The organism is Gemmatimonas sp., assembly GCF_027531815.1.
In the GTDB taxonomy this organism is placed as follows: Bacteria; Gemmatimonadota; Gemmatimonadetes; order Gemmatimonadales; family Gemmatimonadaceae; genus Gemmatimonas.
Genome location: NZ_JAPZSK010000006.1, coordinates 447360 through 467699, shown reverse-complemented (window position 1 = coordinate 467699; position 20340 = coordinate 447360). Strand labels below are relative to the sequence as shown.

The 20340-nt window shown below is 69.8% G+C and carries 15 protein-coding genes; 8 read left to right on the top strand and 7 right to left on the bottom strand.

Features of this window, described 5'->3' with window-relative positions:
- Positions 1 to 69: 69 nt before the first annotated feature.
- On the bottom strand, positions 70 to 804 hold the full coding sequence (locus O9271_RS09535; RefSeq protein ID WP_298268722.1) for a hypothetical protein: 735 nt from the start codon (positions 802 to 804) through the stop codon (positions 70 to 72).
- Positions 805 to 869: 65 nt separating this feature from the next.
- Here O9271_RS09535 and O9271_RS09530 point away from each other — a divergent pair, with 65 nt between their 5' ends.
- Positions 870 to 4991 carry an ATP-binding protein gene (locus tag O9271_RS09530; RefSeq protein ID WP_298268720.1) on the top strand — a complete coding sequence of 1374 codons (4122 nt, stop codon included), beginning with the start codon at positions 870 to 872 and terminating at the stop codon, positions 4989 to 4991.
- Between the two features lie 8 nt (positions 4992 to 4999).
- Complete coding sequence (locus O9271_RS09525; protein WP_298268718.1) at positions 5000 to 6784, top strand: serine/threonine-protein kinase; 1785 nt, start codon at positions 5000 to 5002, stop codon at positions 6782 to 6784.
- Here the strand turns inward: O9271_RS09525 and O9271_RS09520 are convergent.
- The 3 genes from O9271_RS09520 to O9271_RS09510 all read right to left on the bottom strand — a co-directional run bounded on the left by O9271_RS09520 (position 6768) and on the right by O9271_RS09510 (position 10338).
- Positions 6768 to 8072, bottom strand: coding sequence for a GGDEF domain-containing protein (locus tag O9271_RS09520; RefSeq protein ID WP_298268717.1), 1305 nt, complete (start codon positions 8070 to 8072; stop codon positions 6768 to 6770). The two genes, O9271_RS09525 and O9271_RS09520, sit on opposite strands and share 17 nt — an antisense overlap.
- Positions 8073 to 8416: 344 nt before the next feature.
- A complete protein-coding gene (locus O9271_RS09515) occupies positions 8417 to 9979 on the bottom strand; it encodes a sodium/solute symporter (RefSeq protein ID WP_298269314.1) in 1563 nt (520 codons plus the stop codon).
- Entirely contained in the window at positions 9979 to 10338 is a 360-nt protein-coding gene (locus O9271_RS09510) for a DUF485 domain-containing protein (RefSeq protein ID WP_298268715.1), read from the bottom strand. Before O9271_RS09510 ends, O9271_RS09515 begins: the two co-directional genes overlap by 1 nt.
- A 108-nt stretch (positions 10339 to 10446) precedes the next feature.
- Between O9271_RS09510 and O9271_RS09505 the strand changes: the two genes are divergently transcribed.
- On the top strand, positions 10447 to 10890 hold the full coding sequence (locus tag O9271_RS09505) for a vitamin K epoxide reductase family protein (protein WP_298268713.1): 444 nt from the start codon (positions 10447 to 10449) through the stop codon (positions 10888 to 10890).
- Here O9271_RS09505 and O9271_RS09500 read toward each other — a convergent pair.
- Positions 10862 to 11389, bottom strand: a complete 528-nt coding sequence (locus tag O9271_RS09500; protein ID WP_298268711.1) for a hypothetical protein — start codon at positions 11387 to 11389, stop codon at positions 10862 to 10864. The two genes, O9271_RS09505 and O9271_RS09500, sit on opposite strands and share 29 nt — an antisense overlap.
- A gap of 35 nt (positions 11390 to 11424) precedes the next feature.
- On the opposite strand from O9271_RS09500, the gene O9271_RS09495 reads away from it, so the two are divergent.
- Positions 11425 to 12216 (top strand): ubiquinone/menaquinone biosynthesis methyltransferase, encoded by a 792-nt coding sequence (locus O9271_RS09495; protein WP_298268709.1) that lies wholly within the window; start codon positions 11425 to 11427, stop codon positions 12214 to 12216.
- A gap of 37 nt (positions 12217 to 12253) precedes the next feature.
- Here O9271_RS09495 and O9271_RS09490 read toward each other — a convergent pair whose 3' ends face one another.
- Positions 12254 to 12973 carry a 4'-phosphopantetheinyl transferase superfamily protein gene (locus O9271_RS09490; RefSeq protein WP_298268707.1) on the bottom strand — a complete coding sequence of 240 codons (720 nt, stop codon included), beginning with the start codon at positions 12971 to 12973 and terminating at the stop codon, positions 12254 to 12256.
- Positions 12974 to 13029: 56 nt separating this feature from the next.
- Between O9271_RS09490 and O9271_RS09485 the strand changes: the two genes are divergently transcribed.
- A complete protein-coding gene (locus tag O9271_RS09485) occupies positions 13030 to 14439 on the top strand; it encodes an MFS transporter (RefSeq protein ID WP_298268704.1) in 1410 nt (469 codons plus the stop codon).
- 108 nt (positions 14440 to 14547) lie between these two features.
- Here O9271_RS09485 and O9271_RS09480 read toward each other — a convergent pair whose 3' ends face one another.
- Complete coding sequence (locus O9271_RS09480) at positions 14548 to 15816, bottom strand: threonine/serine exporter family protein (RefSeq protein ID WP_298268703.1); 1269 nt, start codon at positions 15814 to 15816, stop codon at positions 14548 to 14550.
- 207 nt (positions 15817 to 16023) lie between these two features.
- On the opposite strand from O9271_RS09480, the gene O9271_RS09475 reads away from it, so the two are divergent.
- The 3 genes from O9271_RS09475 to O9271_RS09465 are packed head-to-tail and all read left to right on the top strand — an operon-like array spanning position 16024 to position 20200.
- Positions 16024 to 16515, top strand: a complete 492-nt coding sequence (locus O9271_RS09475) for an FKBP-type peptidyl-prolyl cis-trans isomerase (RefSeq protein WP_291262605.1) — start codon at positions 16024 to 16026, stop codon at positions 16513 to 16515.
- Positions 16512 to 18110 (top strand): D-aminoacylase, encoded by a 1599-nt coding sequence (locus O9271_RS09470; protein WP_298268700.1) that lies wholly within the window; start codon positions 16512 to 16514, stop codon positions 18108 to 18110. Before O9271_RS09475 ends, O9271_RS09470 begins: the two co-directional genes overlap by 4 nt.
- 29 nt (positions 18111 to 18139) lie before the next feature.
- Entirely contained in the window at positions 18140 to 20200 is a 2061-nt protein-coding gene (locus O9271_RS09465; RefSeq protein ID WP_298268697.1) for a S9 family peptidase, read from the top strand.
- The last annotated feature ends 140 nt before the right edge of the window (positions 20201 to 20340 follow it).

Sequence of the window (20340 nt, the reverse complement as noted above, 5' to 3'; positions counted from 1 at the left end):
GTCCCCAACTGATGGTTTCAGCCTCTGCCCAGTCGAACGCACAGAGGGGCGTTGAACGTTGCCGCGGCTTCATCGCGGCACGTCGTCGCGCAACGCGTCCAATCCGCGTGCCGGGATGCGCAATCGCAGGAGTGCGCCATCGGCCTCGGCCCACAGCACCCGCACCTCCCCGGCGTCGGTCACGATCCGGTAGCGGCGCGCATCGCGGCGCGCCCCGGCAATGATGACCACATCGTGAGCCGCCTCGAGCACGACACGGACCACGCCCTGGCTGTTGGCGACCGGGGTGAGTGAGGGGAGGGTGAGGCCTTCGCCCTCGGCCAGCGTGCGCCCACGCACGAGCAAGGCATACTGCACGATGCCGTCATCCTCCACGACCACGGCGCCGGGGCGCAGCAGATACTCGCGAGCCGCTTCCCCGGTGACGCTGCGCGCCAGCGTGGCAAAGCGGCCACGGACGCGCTGGCCGCCCAGGCGCAAGATCTGCTCGGTGCCACGTCGCGCTTCGATGGAATAGCGGACCGGGGTTCCCGCTGAGTCCGCCTCGAGGCGCACGGCGGTGCGGGTGTCGCCCACCGCCGATTCCGAGCGCACTTCGATGGTGCCGCCGTCGTTGGACTCCACCCGCTGCACGGAGAACTGTTCGCGCCCCGCGCGCTGTCCGCCAACGCTGATGGTGAAGCTGCCCACGTCGAGCCTGGTCGATTGCGACGGCCCCGGGTGCACTGCCCCCGCCGGGACTGCTGGCAAGGCGCAGAGGAGCCCCAGCAGGGCTGGGACGAAAGGCAGGGCGGGACGAGACATTACGGAAGTATAACCGAATCCGGTCCCCCCTTCGCCTGAGGGAACCCGTCGGGGTATTGTGGGCCATGGCCGACTCTGCTCCCGCCGAACCCCAACTCGTCCCCACCGGTCGCTGGCCGGTGGGTTGGGTAGCGAGCTGTGCCGTGGCATTCGTGGCACTGGCCTATTGGCAACAGGCACCGGCATGGGGATCGCTGCTGACGGCCATGGGCGGCACCATGGCGGCCGCCTGGTTCCTGCCGCAAGTCAAGCGCCCCCGCGCGGCAGCGGTCCTGGCGGTGGCCGTGCTGGCCGCCGGCTGTCTGCTGGGCGCGTCGGACACGGCAACCTTCGTGTCCATGCGCAACGACTGGCCGGCGTGGTCGGCGGCCGAACGGGAGTCGCGGGCGCGGCGTGTTGCCGAAAGCGTCACTGAGGTGGCGTCGGTGCTGCGTGAGGCGGCGGAGCGCGCCACGGCCGACAGTGCCCTCATGGCGCGCGCACTGGCGGGGCAGACGGTGGACGTCGAGGCGCCGCTGCCCCGGAATGTGGAGTCGGCGCTGCTGGTGTACCGGCGCGGCATGCTCGTGGCGAGCGTCGGCCAGATGCACACGCCCGTGAATCCCGGAGCGCCGGCGGGCGTGATGATTGTACCCGGCGCGTTCCATACGTCGCTCGTGGCGCGCTCGCGCACCGCCGACGATGCCATCGAGGTGGTGGCGACGGCGCTCATCACGTCGGCGCCGCCCGCCGATCGTTTCACGCGGACGCTGCTGCAGACGTTGCCGGGCAACGTCGACGTCGCCCACACATATGTGGAATCGCCGGACAGCCGCGGGATGGTGGCGGGGGAAACCGCGGTTGCCGCGCGCGACGGCGAGCGCGCGGTGGCGCGGGTGCGCGCCACCACCTACACCGAAGGCGAGACACGGCTTGCCCTCGAACAGCGCGCCCGCTTCCGCAGCAGCGTGGCGCTGGCGCTGGCGCTGGTGGCCTTCCTGGTGGTGGCGTGGTACCGGCCGGCGCGCACGGCGGAACGCTTCGGGGCGACCGCCGCCGTTCTGCTCACGGTGGCCGTCGCGCCGCTGTCGGGGCTGTCGAATATCTCCAGCCTCTTCGATCCGCGCAGCTACTTCGCGCCCATGGGGGGACCGTTCACCTCCACCGTCGTCGCGTTGCTCATTACGGCGGCGCTCACGCTCGCCATGCTGCTGTTCGTGCTGCGCGGCACGCTGCAGCGCCTGTCGCGTGGCGTGGCCGTGGCCCTCGTGTTGGCCACGGCGGTGGCGGGCCCGTTCCTGCTGCGCGATCTCGCGCGCGGCATCACGTTGCCCCCCTCGGGCGCGGGCTACACGCTCTGGCTGGCGTGGCAGTCGTCGCTGGCGCTGGTGGGGGTCTCGGTGCTGCTCATCGCCGCCGCCGGTGGCCAGGCAGCGTGGGGGCGGCGGCGTGCCCTCTCACCGGCGGTGGCCGTGTCGGTCGCACTGGCCGGCGGCGTGCTGGCGCCGTTGCTCTGGCGCGGGCAAGGGGCGTGGCCCGCGTGGTTCCCGGTGTTCTGGGTCGTGGCGATCGCCTGTCTCGCTCTTACGCGGCGCGGTCTCGCGCAAATCGCCGCGGCGGCTGTGGTCGCCGGCACCGGCGCGGCCACACTCACGTGGGGCGCCACGATCAAGGCGCGCACCGCCCTCGCCCAGCACGACCTGCAGCTGATCGGCGAAAGCGACCTCGATGGGCAGCGCCTGCTCGAGCGCTTCGCGATTGGTCTGCGCGACGACGGGCGCCCGGTCGTGAGCAGCGAGGAACTGCTGCGTCGCTATGCGGCCAGCGAACTGGCGCGCGCCGGCTACTCGGCGCGTCTGGCGCGGTGGAGCCCCGCATCCATCGATGCGCCCGAGTCGGTGCTCGAACTCACCCCGGTGCTCGATACCATCGATGCCCAGTCGTATGTCGCGATGATTGCGCGCGAGAGCGGCACCGTGGAGTTCCGTGAGGCGCGCGACGGATTGCGCCGTCTCCTGCTGGCCGCCGTGCCAGCGAACGACGGCACCGTCACGACCATCGTGCTGCCCCCGCGCACCAGCCTGCTCCCCTCCGACCCGTTCTCGTCGTTCATCGGCATTACCGGCGAACGGTGGCGCGAGGCGCCGTACCGCCTCACGCTGAGCGCGTCGGCCGAAGGGGATACGCCGTCGCCCGCGCTCACCTGGCATCGGCGGGGCAATGCGCTGCACGGCGATGGCGTGGCGGGCGAAGGGCGCGACGTGAATCGCGTGCACGCCGAGGTGGACCTGGGCGGGCTTGATGTGCTCCTGCCACGCGGCGCGCTGCTGGTGATCTTCGACGTGCTCGTGGTGCTGCTCATCTGGGCCATGACGGTGCTGGCCGATGGCGCGCTGGGGCGCATGGTGGCCGTGCGCCGGGCGCGCTGGTCGCGCTCCTATCGCGTGCAGCTGTCGGTGGCCATGCTGGCCTTCTTCATCGCGCCCGCCGCCATCTTCGCCCTCTGGGCCTGGTATCGGCTGCAAGGCGATGATCGGGCAACGCGCGACCTGCTGGTGCGGGAAACCCTGCGAGTGGCGGCCGCCGAACAGGAGCAGCGCGCGCTCGGCTCCGCGCCCTCGAGCACCGGGGCACCGCTCTTCCTGTACCGCGACGGCGTGCTGCGACAGGCCAGCAACCCGCTGCTCGATGCGCTGGCCCCGCTGGGGCGGCTGCTCCCCGTCTCGTTGAGCGACGAGGAGATCGGCAATGACGACACTTTCCTGTCGCGACGCCTGGTGACGGGCATGACCCGCCCGCTGGTGGGCTTTCGCCTGCTGTCACGACCGGGGGCGGTGAACCTGCCGGGGGCCGCCGTGAGTGTGCTGGCCACGCCGGCACGGGGCAACGAATTCGCGCTCGACGACCGCCGGGAAGACCTTGGCATTCTCGTGCTCTTCGCCACCGTCCTGGGGGCACTCGCAGCGGTCTGGTCGAGCGGCATTGCCGCGCGCACGCTGGCGCGCCCCGTGGGGGCACTGCGGGAGGCCGCCCTCGGTCTCGCGGCGGGACGCGCGGCACCGGCGCTGGGCACCGCGCCGGCAACGGAGTTCGCCCCGGTGTACCGGGCGTTTTCCCGCATGGCCGAGGATCTGCACACGAGCCGCTCCGCGCTCGAAGCGGCGCAACGTCGCACCGAAGCCGTCCTGCAGAACGTGGCCAGCGGCGTGATCGCCATGCTGCGCAGTGGCGACATCATTCTCGCCAATCCGCGTGCCGGCGCGCTGCTGGGGGAAGGGGTGCGGCGCGCGGGGGGCACGCTGGCGGCCTTGCCGCCGGAACTTGCCCCGCTGGCCGAGCAGTGCCGCCGCTTTCTGCAGGCCGAGGTCGATGAGGAAGCCTTCGAGCTCACCGTGAACGCACGGCAGCTGCAGGCGCGGCTTACGCGGCTGCCCACGGGCGCGGTGCTCACGCTCGACGACATCACCGATCTCGCGTCGGCGCAGCGGGTGCTGGCGTGGGGGGAGATGGCGCGGCAGGTGGCCCACGAAATCAAGAATCCCCTCACGCCCATTCGCCTCGGGGTGCAGCACCTGCGCCGCGCCTATCGGGATGGCCGCAGCGACTTCGGCGACATTCTCGATCGCAACGTGGGGCGCGTCCTCGAGGAAATCGATCATCTCGACGAGATTGCGCGCGCCTTCAGCCGCTACGGGACCGCGCCTTCGGAGCGCGCGCCCGGTGTCCCGGTGGACGTGGGGGCCGTGGTGCTCGATGTCGTGGCGCTCGAGAAGCTCGGCGACCACGCCGAGCCGGGGCAGCGCGTGGAATGGCGCGTGGTCATGCCGGAGTCGGAGGGCACGCTCGTGGCACTGGCACAGCGCGACGAGTTGCGTGAGGTGCTCATCAACGTGCTGGAGAACGCGCGACTGGCGGGGGCACGCTGCGTCACGGTGCACGTCCGTCTCACCGAGGCCCAGCTGCATCTCGACGTGGTCGATGACGGCGCCGGCATCGCGCCCGCGGTGCTGCCGCATGTCTTCGAACCGCACTTCTCGACCCGGACCAGCGGCAGCGGACTCGGGCTCGCCATCAGCCGTCGGCTCATTGAGGGGTGGGGCGGTACGATCAGCGTGACCAGCAGCGCGGGGCAGGGGACCACGGTCCATATCGGTCTGCTGCGTGCCCTTGGTACACCGCGGGAAGCGTCTGCAGCGGCAGCGCGTTAAACTTCGGCATGGATGATTCTCCGCTTCCCTCCGACCAGACCCTGACGGCGTCACCGCCGGCGCACCTGGAGGAGTGGCAGCTGCCGCCCGGCTGGTCATGGGGCAACGAAGCCATCCAGCGCGAGCACCGGCACTACCAGGAAGTGGTGGATGCCCTCGGCCGCTCGCTGTCGCTGGTGAGCATTCCCGATCCCGCCCACGCCGAGTGGCTGAGCCACGAGGCGCGCGCGCTGGCGCACCGCAATCACCCCTCGATCCCCACCACGTACCACTACTGGGCGTCGTATCAGGAAAGCCGACGTGGCCCGGGCTATCTGCGTCGCTGGATCAGCGGCGAAACCGTGTACTCGCGCGTTTCGCGACTGGGCCCCGAGTCCATTCAGGTGGGCTTTCAGGTACTCCGCGAAGCGGGGAGCACGCTGGCGTATCTGCACGACACCAGCGCGGCGCATGGCGCCGTGTCAGCCAGCACGGTGTGGCTGACACCGGGTGGCCGGCTCTGGTTGCTGGGCTGGGAGTGGGTCCTGCCGCGCGAGCAGCGTCCGGCCGGAATCATGCCCGACCCGACGTTCATGCCGTGGGCGCCCGAGTGGGGCGCCGGCACCTGGAAGCCTACTGCCGCCTCCGACCAGTGGCAGCTGGCGGCCATGCTGTTCGTCATGCTCACCGGCGAGACGCCCCCCGAGCACGATGTACCACCGCTGGCGCTGCTGCGCAGCGACTGTCCCGGGGCCCTGGCCTCGGTGCTGGAGCGCGCATTGTCGGTAAATCCGGCCGAGCGCTATCCGAGCATTGCCACCATGCTGCGTGAACTCGACCGCAACGTATCCGTGCGCCCGGTGCTCATCGCCCCGGAGGGCGACGAGTTGCCGAAGGCGCTCGACACCGCCGAGGGACGGTTGCGCTGGGCCACGGCCGACGACTACGAGATTCTCGCGCCGCTCGGTACCGGCCAGTTCGGGAGCGTGTGGCGGGCGCGCGATCTGTCGCTGTCTCGCGAAGTGGCCATCAAGGTGCTGCATCCGCACATCGCCCGCGACGACGTCGCCGTGGCGCGCTTCCGCCGCGAAGCGCGGTTGGCGGCCCAGCTCGCGCATGCGGCCATCGTGCCCATCTACGACACCGACGGGCGCGGCGGTGTGGTGTGGTACACCATGGAACTCGCCGAAGGCGGCTCCGTGGCCAACCTCGTGGCGCGCAGTGGGGCGCGACCCTTCGAGGAGATTGCGCCGCAGGTGGATGAGGTGCTGGAGGCCATGGATGCGGCCCATATGAGTGGCATCATCCATCGCGACCTCAAGCCCGAAAACATTCTCATCGACCGGTATCGCCGCTGGCGCATCGGCGACTTCGGCATTGCGTACGCGTTGGGCGACGAGAAGGTGGGTACGTCGGGTACCCCGTCGTTCGCGGCACCCGAGCAGCTGCTGGGCGAGGCGCAGGGGCCGGCCACCGATCTCTACGCGCTGGCGAGCATCGTGTATTACGTGCTCACGGGGCGTCCGCCCTTTGGCGACGGACCGGCCGAATTCATCCTGGCGCAGCAGCTGGCCGACACGCTGCCGGAACGGCTACGGCAGGACGAATTCCCGGAGGAACTCGCGTCGTGGATTGTGCGCGGGCTCGCGCAACGCGTGGAAGACCGCTTTGCCGACGCGCAGGAGATGCGAGCGGCGTGGCGTCAGGTGGTGCGCGCCATTCGCCGCGCCGAAGATCAGCGCCCCTGGTGGCGCCGGCTCATTGAGGGGCTGCAGGAAGACGAGCCGGCCACCACCGTTACGCCGGACTGGTAACGCCGCGCTCCATCGGCAGAGCCAGTGGAAGGGCGGTTGCCGGGACCGCTGCCGAGGTGGTGGCATTGGCGGCAACGGCCACCGGCGATGGCAGGCTGCGCGCGGCCGCCATGGCCACGGCGGCGACGTCGGGCGGAATGGGGACGGTAGGGAGGGTGCGCGGCGTACGACGTGGCGCACGCGCGGGCTTGGCCGTGGCGGCTGCGGCAGCGAGCGCGCGACGACGCTTGCGGGCGTACAGCAACTGGTCGGCACGCGCGAGCAGCTCGCCAATGTTCGCCGGGTCGGTTGAGCGCACGCGCGTGCAGCCGATGGTCAGGGCGAGCGGGGTGGGAAGCAGGCGGCGCGCATTGAGCGACGCCAGCTGGTCCTCGATGCGCTTCTGCATGACACGCGCGCCGTGGCCGTCGGCATCGAGCGCGAGGACGGTGAACTCATCGCCACCAAGGCGTGCGACCACATCGCAGTCGCGTACGGTGCGGCGCAGCAGGCGCGCCACTTCCACCAGGGCGCGATCGCCCACCGCGTGACCGAACGTGTCGTTGAGATCCTTGAAGCCGTTCATATCCACGTACAGCACCACCGAGTCCTTGGCATGACGGCGCGCGAGCCGCAGCTGCTGCTCGGCCAGCGCCATGAAGCCGCGGCGATTGTGCAGGCCCGTGAGGTCGTCGGTGAGCGACGCCTTGCGCAGGCGCAGCTCCTCCCGCTTCTGCCGCGAGATGTCCTGCAGGGTGACAGCGAGGCCATCGCTGGTGGGGGAGGCCTGATGCCGCACCCAGCTGGCGTTCAGGTGGCGCCTGTGCACCCGCGACTCTTCGGCCACCGCCGTGCGGAAGGTGACGGCCTCGAGATACTGTTGGAACAGCGCGCGTCCCAGCCCATCCAGGTCCCGGCGCAACCGCACGCCTGTCACCTGGGTGGGCAGCCGATAGAGCATCGCCGCACCGCGCGCGTTGGCGTCGGTGATCTCGAAATCGCGAATCTCCCCGCTGCTGTCGCGCACCGTGCGCAGCAGGAACATGCCATCCACGCTGGCCTGCATGGCGTCCTGCAGCCGGCGCATGCGCGGTTCCAGCACGGCATCCTGCTGCATGCGACGCAGCAGCTCGCGGTGCAGCAGGCGCCACCCCGTCACGGCGACGAGTAGCGACAGCGCCGACAGGTATGGCGCGACAGCGACGAAACTGGGTCGTGTGAGCCACCCGGCCGACGCGAGGACGGTGAGGGCCGACGAGAGGGCGAGCAGCGCCCAGAAGAGGCTGCGCAGAGCGATTCGGTCGAACATGGAGGGGTCCACGGGGTCCGGCGGGAGTCGCAGCCATCGTTGGCCTGGACCCCGCGCCTCACCAGCCTCAGCCGGCGCGGCGCGTCCGTGTGAAGCATAGACCGTGCCAGATCCGGAACCGGCAGGGCGCGCGCGCCAGTTCTGACCCGTCAAGCTCAGTGTAAGACATTTTTCAATAAAGACTTGCCGGATTGCTCCGGCGGTCCGTACGGACCCGAACTTCAGACAAGAAATGTGAGGCGGTCATTTCTGCCGAGGGGGTGGCGCGGGTGCGTTTTGCCGCGTGCGTCTCGGATCATGCTCGGACGAATCTGCCGCGTGAGGTCGTCGCCGAGGGGTGGCGGTCAGTCTTCACCCAACAGGAGCCGCTGTTCGAGGGCGGTATAGCGGGTATCGCCGTTGGCATCCGGAGCCAGCAGCGACACGAGTATGCCCGTGAGGAAGGACAGCGGAATGGTGACCAGCGCCGGGTTCTTGAGCGGGAACATGGCGCTGCTCTTGTGCAGCAGATCCATCTGGACGGCGGGCGACAGCGCAATGAGCGTCAGCGTGGCGGTGGTACCCACCACCATGCTGGCGGCGGCGCCGGCCGTGCTGGTGCGGCGCCAGAACACGCTCAGCACGAGCGCCGGGAAGTTGGCGCTCGCGGCGATGGCGAACGCCAGCCCCACCATGAAGGCCACGTTCTGCCCCTTGAAGGCCACGCCGAGCGCCATGGCCACGAGCGCAAGGCCGATGGTGGCCAGGCGGGCCACCTTGAGCTCCTCGCCAGGCTTCGGGTGTCCCTTACGCACCACGCTCGACCAGAGGTCATGGGAAATGGCGGCGGCACCCGACAGCGCCAGTCCGGCCACCACGGCGAGAATGGTGGCAAAGGCCACGGCGGCGATGAAGCCCAAGAACGGGCGTCCGCCGAGCAGCTCGGCCAGCATCGGTGCCGCCATGTTGCCGCCGGCGTCGATGCTCTTGATGGCAGTGGGACCCACCAACACCATGGCGCCGAAGCCGAGGATGAACGTCATGAGGTAGAACAGCCCAATGAGCCCCGTGGCGATGAACACCGACCTGCGGGCGGCGACGGCATCGGGCACGGTGTAGAAGCGCATGAGGATGTGCGGCAGCCCCGCCGTGCCGAACATGAGCGCGAGCCCGAGGGAGATGGCATCGAGCGGGTTGGAGACCAGCTTGCCGGGAGCCAGCACGCCCGCGCCCTGTTGCGCGGCGGCGGCCGCGAAGAGGGCCCGCGGGTCGAAGCCGAAGCGCGACAGCACCAGCAGGGCGAGCAGGGCGGCACCGCCCAGCAGCAGCACCGCCTTCACGATCTGCACCCACGTGGTGGCGAGCATGCCGCCGAAGAGCACGTACCCCATCATCGCCACGCCCACGATGAGCACCGCCGACTCGTACGGGATGCCGAAGAGCAGGCGGATGAGGCTCCCCGCCCCCACCATCTGCGCAATGAGATAGAACGCGATGGTAGCCAGCGTGCCATACGCCGCGCTGATGCGCACCGGCACCGGATTCAGCCGTGCTGCCACCACATCGGCGAAGGTGTAGCGCCCCAGGTTGCGCAGCGGTTCGGCGATGAGAAAGAGCACCACCGGCCACCCCACGAGCCATCCCGTGGAATAGATGAGGCCATCGAAGCCGCTGGTGGAGACGAGCCCCGCGATCCCCAGGAACGAGGCGGCGCTCATGTAGTCGCCGGCGAGGGCAAAGCCGTTCTGCCCGGCGGTCACCGAGCGACCAGCCGCATAGAAATGCTCGGCCGTTTGCGTACGTCGCGCCGCCCACCACGTGATGCCCAGGGTGACGCAGATGAAGACGGCGAAAAAGCCGATGGCCACCGGGTCGGGGGTGCCGAACGTGGTGGCGGGGGCGGCCGCGGCGGCTGCGGTGGTCTGCATCACGACGTGGGCTCCGTGGCGGCCGAATCGGCGCGGCCATGGTTGGCCTTGAGCGCCGCCAGCGCCGGGTCGTACACGCGATTCGCCCACGTGACGTACAGCCACGTGAGCAGCCACGCCGACACGATGACGCAGGCGCCCAGCACGATGCCCACCGACAACCCGTCGCTCACGAGCGCGCCGAGCCGGGCGGGCTGAAAGGCCACGAGGGCGATGAACCCGAAGTACACGAGGACCATGCCCGCGGTGAGGAGCGCCGCGACACGCCAGCGCTGGGCCGCCACGGCCCGGGTGGCAATCAGTGCCGCCTGGCGCGGCGACGACGAGGCAACGGGCGGTGGGGCGGGGGCGGGCGTCATGGCGCGCGAAGCTACAGCGCGGTGCTCTTATCCGAAAGCGTACGGGTATCTAGGATTCACGGGAGCCGGGTCGCATCCGGCCGCCATTTCCTCCGCACCGAGTCCACCGTGAGTCTTCGCAAGTTCATCGCCATCGTGGCGCTGATCAACGCCCTCGTGGCCACCTATCTGCACCTGTGGAAAATCGGACTCGCCGGGTCGCTGGCCTGCGGGGGGACCGGGGGGTGCGAGTACATCCAGGGGAGTCGGTATGGCTGGTTCCTGGGTGTCGATGTCGCGCTCATTGGTGCGGTGGGCTACACGCTCATCTTCGTGGTGGCCACCGTGGGCTCGCTCACGCAGTTCGAAGACGAGGCGTGGCCGGCGCGCGCGCTGCAGCTGCTGGTGTTTCCCGCGTTTCTCTTCACGCTGCGGCTCAAGTACGCCGAGTTCATCATTCTCAAGGGCTTCTGCCCGTGGTGCGCCGTGTCCGCCGTGTCCATCACGGTGCTCACGGCGCTGATGTTCGTGGAGTGGAAGCGGGTTACGGCAGCTCCGTCTCCCGCACCATGACCGCGAACAGGCGGGCCAGCTCCGGCCGAATGGGATAGCCGGGAATCGTGTGCACCACACGGCCGTTGCGGTCGAACGCGATGAAGGTGGGGGTGCCGGGATAGCGGAACAGCCGCTCGGCCTCTTCGCGCGAGCCGGCGGGCCCCACGAGCCGCGCCCCGCGCAGCCCTTCCTTCTCCAGCATGGGGCCGCCGTCGGCCGCCCCCTCCAGCGTGAACAGCGTGAGCCCCGGCACGGGCTGGCCCTCGGCCATCTGCCCGAAGTCCGCCAGCGCTTTTTTGCACCAGGAGCACGTGCGCGAACTCACCATGACCACGGTGGGTTGGCTTTTGGGCACCAGCGCCACGCGCTGGCCCGTGGCGTCGCGCACGATGGCGGTGGCGAGCTTGTCCTGCGCCGTGCGCGCGTACACGCGCTGGCCCACGAGCGCGGCACAGGCGAAGGCCACGACGAGCAGCACCACGGTACTGACACGGACGGTTCCGGAGCGGTGACGCATCGCATGCGGGTGATCAGGGTGTACACTTCCTGACGATGACGGAATATACCCCGCCCCCGGAGGCCGTGCTCCGGTCACTCGACGTCGAGGAGCACTTGAGCGACCCGACGCTCAAGCAGGCGTTCGTGACCCCCATGTTCGACATCATCGCGCCGCGCTACGACCAGTTCACGCGCTGGTTCTCCTTCGGCATGGACGGCGGGTGGAAGCGCGAAGCGCTCGACGCCGCGCGCGAGTCGGCGCGTCGTATTCGGCCGGTGCGGGAGGCGCTCGACCTTGCCACCGGCACAGGTGACCTCGCCGTGGCGCTGGCGCGGCTCTGGCCTGGCGTACAGGTGGACGCGCTCGACGCCTCGCCCCGCATGATCGACGAGGCGCAGCGACGCCTCGCGCAGCGCGACCCCGATGTGCTGGCTGCCGTGACCCCCATGGTAGGGGACATGATGGCACTACCGCAGGCCGATGCGTCCGTGGACGTGGTCACCGCGAGCTACGCCGTGCGCAATGTGCCCGATGCCCGCGGGGCGGTGCGCGAAATGGCCCGCGTGCTGCGCCCCGGTGGCGTGCTCGTGACGCTCGATTTCTACCGCCCCGACTTTGCGCCGTGGCGCGCGCTTTTCTTGGGGTACCTGCAGGTGGCCGGCGACCTGGTGGGCTACCTGTGGCATCGTGACCCGGTGGTGTACGGTTACATCGCGCGCAGCATTGCGCATTTCATGAGCGATCGCGCGTTCAGCGCGCTGCTGCACGACGAGGGCTTCGACGTGGTGAGCGTGCGGCGGTACCTGTTTGGCGGGGTGGCGCGGCACGTGGCGCGGCGGAGGTAGGACGAGGTAGGCGGGGGGACAGGGGGAGCAGCGGCCGTTACACGCGCCGTTCCCGATGACTCTCCGCCCACGCCACAATCCACTCGCCGTCCAGCTGCCAGCCCGCCTCGACCCGCACGTCGGCCACCGAGCCCTCCGGGAGCAGCAGGGTCACCTCCGGCCGACCATCGCCGGCCATCTCGAGCTCCACTTCGGTGAAACGCACGTAGCGCTCGACGAACGGGTCGATGGCCTTGTAGACGGCTTCCTTGAGCGCGAAGTGCACCAGCACGTGCTCGCGCCCCACCAGCGTGTCGTCGCCCCACTGCTGCACGTATTCGAATTCACGCCCGGTGAGGATCTTGCGGGCGATGGACGGGCGCCGCAGGTCGTCCGCCTGCGGGCGCCGCTCGAGGTCGAGCCCGATGTGCTGCAGGGTGCCGCCGCGCGGGGCCACCGCCGCCATGGCGAGCGTGCGCTTGTGCGACACCGAGCCTGTCACAACCGACGGGAGGGCGGGAGCCCCGCGATGCGTGCGCAGAATGGGCGCGTCGAGTGTCGCGCCGACCACGGGCGCCACGGTGCTCAGCGCATCGCGCAGGGCCTGCCGGCCGGCCACGAAGGTGGCACGTCGTGGGGCAGGCAAGCCGCGCGCGAACGACGCCTCCAGGGGATGCAGCGAGCCTGAGCCAACGGCGCGGTCGAGCAGATCGTCCCACCCCTCGTCCGGCACGTCGGGCACGACGGCGCGGGTCACCACGGTGTTCTCACGGATCATGCGGAAAGGTACGATCCCCGGGTGCAATTGTGTGAGCCGCCCATCAGCTTTGACAGGTGACCGCGCCGCCGCCTCCCGCATCGTCTACCACCGCCCCCGCCACCGCCCCGGCGGCGCCCAGCCTCGCGCGTGCCTGGTATGCGGTGGCCGTGCTCACGCTGGCCAACGTCTCGGGGTTCGTGGACCGGCAGATCCTGTCGCTGCTGGTGGAGCCGATCAAGCGTGATCTGCACATCACCGATACGCAGGTCAGCCTACTCGCCGGGCTCGGCTTCGTGCTCTTCTACTCGGTGCTCGGACTCCCCATTGGCCGCTGGGTCGATCGCGGCATGCGGCCGCGCATCGTGGCGCTGGGCGTGGCAGTGTGGAGTCTCATGACGGCGGCCACCGGCATGGCGCGCACCTTCGGGCAACTCTTCGTGGCGCGCGTGGGCGTGGGGGTAGGGGAAGCCACGCTCGGGCCGGCGGCGGTCTCCATCATTGCCGACCAGTTTCCGCGCAAGCTGCTGGGCACCGCCATGAGCACGTACATGGTGGGCACCTTTGCCGGATCAGGGGTGGCGTACGCGCTGGGCGCGTATGTGGTGGGGCGCGTGGACGCCCCGGGGTTCATGACCCTGCCGCTCGTGGGGGCCATTCATCCGTGGCAGACGGTGTTCTTCTGGGTGGGGCTGCCGGGGCTGCTCATTGCGCTGCTGGCGCTCACCATTCGCGAACCGCGCGCCGAAGCGGCCGCCCAGGCAGTTGCTGACCGCTCCGCCTCGGCTGTGGACGCGCGCGCGGCCGCGGAGCCGGTGGCCTCCTTCGGAGAGGTCATGCGCTACGTGCGGGCCAACGCCCGCACCGTTGGCGCCCTCTCGTTTGGTTTTGCGGCGTCGGCGAGCGTGAACTACGCCATCGGGTTCTGGCTGGCCACTTTCCTCATTCGCACGCACGGCTGGACGGTGCAGCAGGCGGGGACGCTGCAGGGCGTTCTCACCTTCACGATCGGCCCCATCGGTGTCATGCTGGGCGGCCGGCTCAACGATGCGTGGGCGCGGCAGGGGCACCTCGACGCGCCATTGCGCGTGGGGCTCCTGGGGGCGTTGGCCATGCTGCTGTGTGCCGGACTCTACCCCGTGGTGCCCAGTGCCACGCTGGTGGCCGTGCTCCTGGTGCCGGTCAACGTGTTCGCCGCCATGCCGTGGGGCGCGGCCAATGCTGCCATCGCCGAAGCCATGCCGCCGCGCATGCGCGGGCAGGGGAGCGCGATCTATCAGCTGGTGGTGAATCTCGTGAGCGGCGCGCTCGGCCCCACCGCCGTGGCGCTGCTCACCGATCGGGTCTTCGGCGACCCGCAAGCCCTGCGCTGGAGCCTCGCCATTACCACCGTCGCCGGCATGAGCATCGCCCTGGCGCTGCTGGCGTGGGCGCGGCCGGCGTTCGTGACTACGGTTGGCGCGCTGCGGGCCACGGTCACCGACTAAGCACTGTCGACCACAACTACGAACTTCAGACTCCCCGCCACAACGAGATCTCGTTCAGGCAGGGAGTTGCTGGTTCCTGGTGACAGTTCTCGGTTCTCAGTCCGAACCCTACGGCCGAATCCGATTCGCCGCCCGCGTCACCACATTGCCGGCCAGAATGCCGGCCGCCAGCGAAATGCCCACGATGGCCACGCGGAAGGCGGTCTGTATGCCCGTCTCCACCTCCTGGCCCAGCAGCGAGGTCATGCTGCGAAAGCCGATGCTGCCCGGCACGAGGATGAGCAGCCCCGGCACCTGCGTGACCATGGCCACGCGACGCCGCACGCGCGCCAGAATGTTGCTGCCGGCACTTACCACGAAGGCCCCCAGAAACGCGCCCAGCTCTTCACCCACCGCCGCGCCAGCCAGCTTGCTCGTCACATAGGCGGCGGCGCAGGCCACCACGATGAGCGGCGCATCCTGCCGTCGCGCGCTCAGGAGCACGGTAAATGCGAGTGGGGCCACCAGCAGCCCGGCCCACTCCGTCCACCAGGGAAGCGGCGCCCGCGGCAGCGCCCCCCCCATGACCGGGAGCAGGTCGCGCAGCAGCGCCCCGGCCGCCCCCCCTGCCTTGGCCCCCAGCGCCAGCCCGAACCCGAGCCCCAAGAAGGTGACGATGGCGCCGCTCAGGCGTGCCGTGCCCGATGCCAGGTGCCGGGTGGACAGCTCGGTGAGGGCCACGGTGAAGGTGAGGCCGGGCAGCAGGATCGCGAGGCCGGCCAGACTGGTGGCGTACCCCGTGCGCGTGCCCAGCAGGCCATCTACGGTGAATGCCAGCGTGGTCACGATGAACGCCGTGAGCGGTTCGGTCACGTGACGCGTGCTCTCCCACCGGCTGGCGGTGATTACCGTGACCGCTGTGACGAGCCCCAGGGCCGCCGCCACCGCCACATCGCCCACCCGCAGCTTGAGGAAACAGGCGATGGCCGTGGACGCCAGCACGAACGCGACCATCACCAGCCACGTGGGATACGCCGGCGGCTCGGCATCCATGACCTCGATGCGCCGCAGCCCCTCGGCGGGGGTGATCTCGCCGTCCATGACCTGACGCACGATCTCGCCCAGCCGCGACAGATGCCCCAGGTTGGGCTCCCCGGGATTCACGCGCAGCAGATGCACGCGCTGCTGTTCGAGGGTGCCGATGCCCACCATGATGCTGGTGGGGGTGGAGAAGAACTCCGCCTGCACCCCCAGTCGGCGCGCCAGCACCGACAGCGTCACCTCGAGCCGATGCGCCGGGGTGCCGTGCTGGTGCAGCTGCCGCGCGAGCTGCAGGATGAAGCGCCGGGCCGCGGCAAACTCCGGGGCGTCGACCGATGCGGCGGCCGCTGCGGGCACGTCGAGGGCACCTCCGGGAGCGGGAGGCGTATCGAGGGAGACGAGGTCGTCACCTCCCGCCGCGGGCGTCCGGCGCAGCGCACACATCGTGGTGTGAGCGTAAGCGGGCCCGGATGTCCCGCGCAACCGCATGTCTCCATATCTTTACGGGGTTCGTGGCGCGTGTCGCGCCCCGCCCGCTTCTCCAGCCGCAGGATGCATCCGCTCATGTCGCTTTCCTCGTCGCTCCGCTCGTTTGCCCGACTCACGCTGGCCGCCGGCGCCGCCGGCCTTTTCGCTGCCTGCGGCGGCACGGAGAGCACGTCGCCCGATATCCCGTCCAATCCGGCCGTCGAGACGTACGCCACCTCCACCGGCGTCGTCATTGCCCAGATGACCCGACTCAACGACAACCTGTTCGTTCGCGACAACCCGGTCGGCACCGGGGCCACGGCGGTCACTGGCGACTCCATCTTCGTGACCTACCGCGGCATGCTCACCAACGGGCAGGTGTTCGATCAGGGCGCCTTCTCCTACCGGCTGGGGCGCAACGGCGTCATTCCCGGGTGGGAGCAGGGGCTCCCCGGCATGCGGGTGGGGGGGCAGCGCAAGCTCGTGATTGGCTCGCTGCTCGCTTACCGCAACGAGCGAGCGGGATCGATTCCGCCCAACTCCACGCTCGTGTTCGATGTGACGCTCGACCGCATCGTCGGCAAATGATCGCCCGGTGGCGCGTCCTCATTCCCGTCGGCCTTCTGGCCGGCGGGTTTTTCTTTGCCCGGAGCAGCGCGGCCGCCCGCTCGCAGGGCGTGGACCTGCTCATCGTGAACGGCCTGGTGGTGGACGGCACCAACAGTGCGCCGCGCCGGGCCGATGTGGCCATTCGCGGTGATCGCATCGTGGCCGTGGGCACCACCCTCTCGCGCGCCGGCGCCGCCCGCGTCATCGATGCCACGGGGCGCATGGTGTCGCCCGGGTTCATCGACCTGCACGCGCATCTCGAACCCCTGCTCGAGCTGCCGCTCATGGAGAGCGCACTGCGGCAGGGCGTCACGTTCGCGCTGGGCGGCCCCGATGGCGGCTCCCCGCTGCCGCTGGGCCCCTATCTCGACAGCGTGCGCACCGCGAAGCCCGGCATCAACGTGGGCTACCTCGTGGGGCACAACGATGTGCGCCGTGCGGTCCTGGGCATGGCGGCGCGCGCCCCGAACGCGGCCGAGCTGGCGCGCATGCAGCAGCTGGTGGCCGTGGCCATGGGGCAGGGGGCGTTCGGGCTCAGCACCGGGTTGCTGTACCTGCCGGGTACCTACAGCAATGTGGAGGAGGTCATCGCGCTGTCACAGACGGCCGCCGACAGCGGGGGCATCTACACCAGCCACCTGCGCAAGGAAGGGATTGGTCTGCTGGAAGGCGTGGCGGAAGCGCTGGAGATTGGCCGTCGCGCGAAGATTCCCGTGGTGCTCACGCACCACAAGGCGGTGGGGCAGCAGATGTGGGGCAAGAGCACGCTCACCCTGGCCATGGTGGACAGCGCGCGCCGGGCGGGTACCGATGTGATGGTGGACCAGTACCCCTACACCGCCACCCACACGGGCATTGGGGTACTGGTGCCCAGCTGGGCCATGGCCGGAGGCGACGCCGAGTTCCGGCGACGTCTCGCGAACGCCGCGCTCAAGGACAGCATCGTGCGCGGCATCGTCTTCAACATCCTCAACGATCGCGGCGGCGGCGATCTCGCGCGCGTGCAGTTCTCGCGCGTGAACTGGGACAAGTCCCTCGAGGGGAAGACGCTCAAGGACTGGGCGGCGCGCCGCAACCTGGCCCCCACACCGGAGAACGGCGCGGCGCTGGTGCTCGAGGCCATGCTGAATGGCGGCGCCAACGCCATCTACCACGTGCTCGACGAAGGCGACGTGCGTCGCATCATGACGGCGCCCTTCACCATGATCGCCAGCGACGGGCGGCTGTCGCGCCCGGGTGACGGGCATCCGCACCCTCGCGCGTACGGCACCTTTCCACGGGTGCTGGGCGAGTACGTGCGCCAGCAGCGGCTGCTGCCGCTCGAAACCGCCATTCACAAGATGACGCAGATGCCCGCCCGCCGGCTGGGGCTTGCCGACCGCGGCGTCCTGCGTGAAGGCGCCGTGGCCGATGTGGTGATCTTCGACGCCACCGCGGTGAAGGACCAGGCCACCTTCACCGAGCCCCATCAGTACCCGCTGGGCATCGAAACCGTGGTGGTGAACGGCACCGTGGCGGTGGACGGCGGCAAGGCCACCGGCGTGCGTGCTGGACGTGTGATCACCCGCCGGTAACTTCGACTCGAACCCCAACCCTCCCCATCATGCGAACCCGGTTCCTGCTCGGCGTGCTTCTGCTGCCGTTCACCCTGTCGGCCCAACCCCGCGGCCTCGACGAGGCCGATGTGATGCGTCTCAAGGCCGTGGCGGGCGTGGCCATGTCCCCCGACGGCAGTCGCGTGCTCTACACCGTGAGTGCGTGGGAACATCCGCAGGCCAAGGGTGATACGGCACTCGGCGAGGTGCACGAGCGCCGCTCGCACGTGTTCATCGTGCCGGCGGCCGGCGGCGCCTCGCGTCAGCTCACCTTTGGCGAGCGCGGCGAAAGCCAGCCCACCTGGAGCCCCGACGGCAAGACCATCGCCTTCGTGGCCGCGCGTGGCACGGGCACCGGCGAGAACGCCCCACGCCCGCAGCTCTGGCTGCTGCCCGCCGACGGCGGGGAAGCGCGGCAGCTCACCACCATCAAGGACGGGGTGAACGGCTACGTGTGGAGCCCCGATGGCAGCAGGATCGCGCTGCTCACCACCGACACGCTCACGCGCGAACAGGAGGCGCGGCTGCGTCGTCGTGACGACCCCAAGGTGTACGAGGGCGACTTCCGCTTCGTGCACATCTGGGTGGTGGACGCCACGAGCGGGGCCGCCACGAAGGTGACGAGCGGCAACTACACGGTGAGCGCGCTCCCCAGCTGGTCGCCCGATGGCCGCACGCTGGCGTTCTACGCGAGCCCCACCACCATGATCCGCGACGAGCGGCACGATGCGTATCTGGTGGACATTGCCAGCAAGCAGCTCACGCCGCTCACCACCGATCATCAGGTGGAGAGCGCGCCCGCCTTCTCGCCCGACGGCAAGACGCTGGCGTGGACGAGCGTGCCGCACGAGTTCGCGCCGCACAAGGACGGCATCATGCCGCGTACGCTGCGCAACGCGCGCCTCATCACCATGGACGTGGCCACGCGCACGCTCACCAACCATGCGCAGCCGTCGTTCGACGTGAGCCCGGGCGCCGTGCGCTGGTCGCCCAACGGCAAGGAGCTGTGGTTCACTGCCAGCGACCGGGTGTACCAGTCGCTCTACGCCTACGACGTGGCCAGCAAGACGTACAGCCAGCGCACGCAGAAGCTGCTGGTGGGGGGCGTGTCGCCCAGTGCCAACGGGTCGGTGCTGGCGCTGGCGCTCAACAGCGCCGAGTGGCCCACGGAGGTGTACGTGACCGATGCCTCGCTGGCGTCGCCGCGGCGCATCACCACCACCAACCCGTGGCTGTCGGAGCGCACGCTGGGTGCGTCACAGGTGATCACCTGGAAGAGCTTCGACGGCAAGACCGCCGAAGGGGTGCTGCTGCTGCCCGTGGGCTATCGGGAGGGCACCAAAGTGCCGCTGGTGGTGTCGGCGCACGGCGGCCCCACGGGTGTGCACACGGCGGGATTCAAGGCGGGCACCGACCCGGGGCAGACCTGGGCGGCGCGCGGGTGGGCGGTGTTCTACCCCAATCCGCGCGGCTCTACCGGTTATGGCGAGTGGTGGATGCACGCCAACACCGGCGACTGGGGTGGCGGCGACTACAAGGACATCATGACCGGGGTGGATGCGCTCATCAAGCGCGGCGTGGCGGACTCGTCGAAGATGGCGTTCGAGGGGTGGAGCTACGGCGGCTACATGACGAGCTGGGTGGTGAGCCAGACGGGGCGCTTCAAGGCGGCCATGATGGGCGCCGGGCTGCCGTCGCTGCTGAGCATGGCGGGCACCACCGACATTCCGGGGTACATCAACACCTTCTTCGGGCAGCCGCAGTACGACGGGTCCATCGTGAACGCGAACGTGCGCAAGTACCTGGAGCGCTCGGGCATTTCGTACAGCGACAAGGTCACCACGCCACTGCTCATTCTGCACGGCAGCAACGACGAGCGGGTGCCCATTGGGCAGCCCATGGAGTTCTACCGGTCGCTCAAGGACAGGGGCAAGACGGTGGAGCTGGTGTTCTACCCGCGTGAGGGGCACGGGCTAGGCGAGTACTATCACCAGCTGGACCGCATGAAGCGCGAGTACGAGTGGATGGCCAAGCACACGCTGGGCGCGGCGGCGCGCACGGCGATGTAGCGGGCGGGCGCGGTATCGTCGGCTGACCGATCAAGTTCCGGGTTCTGAGTAAGAGTTCTGAGTCGTGAGTGTAACTCGCCACTCGTCACTCGAACTCAGAACCCGGAACTGCTTTGTTTCTGCCGCCCGCGTCCGAATGA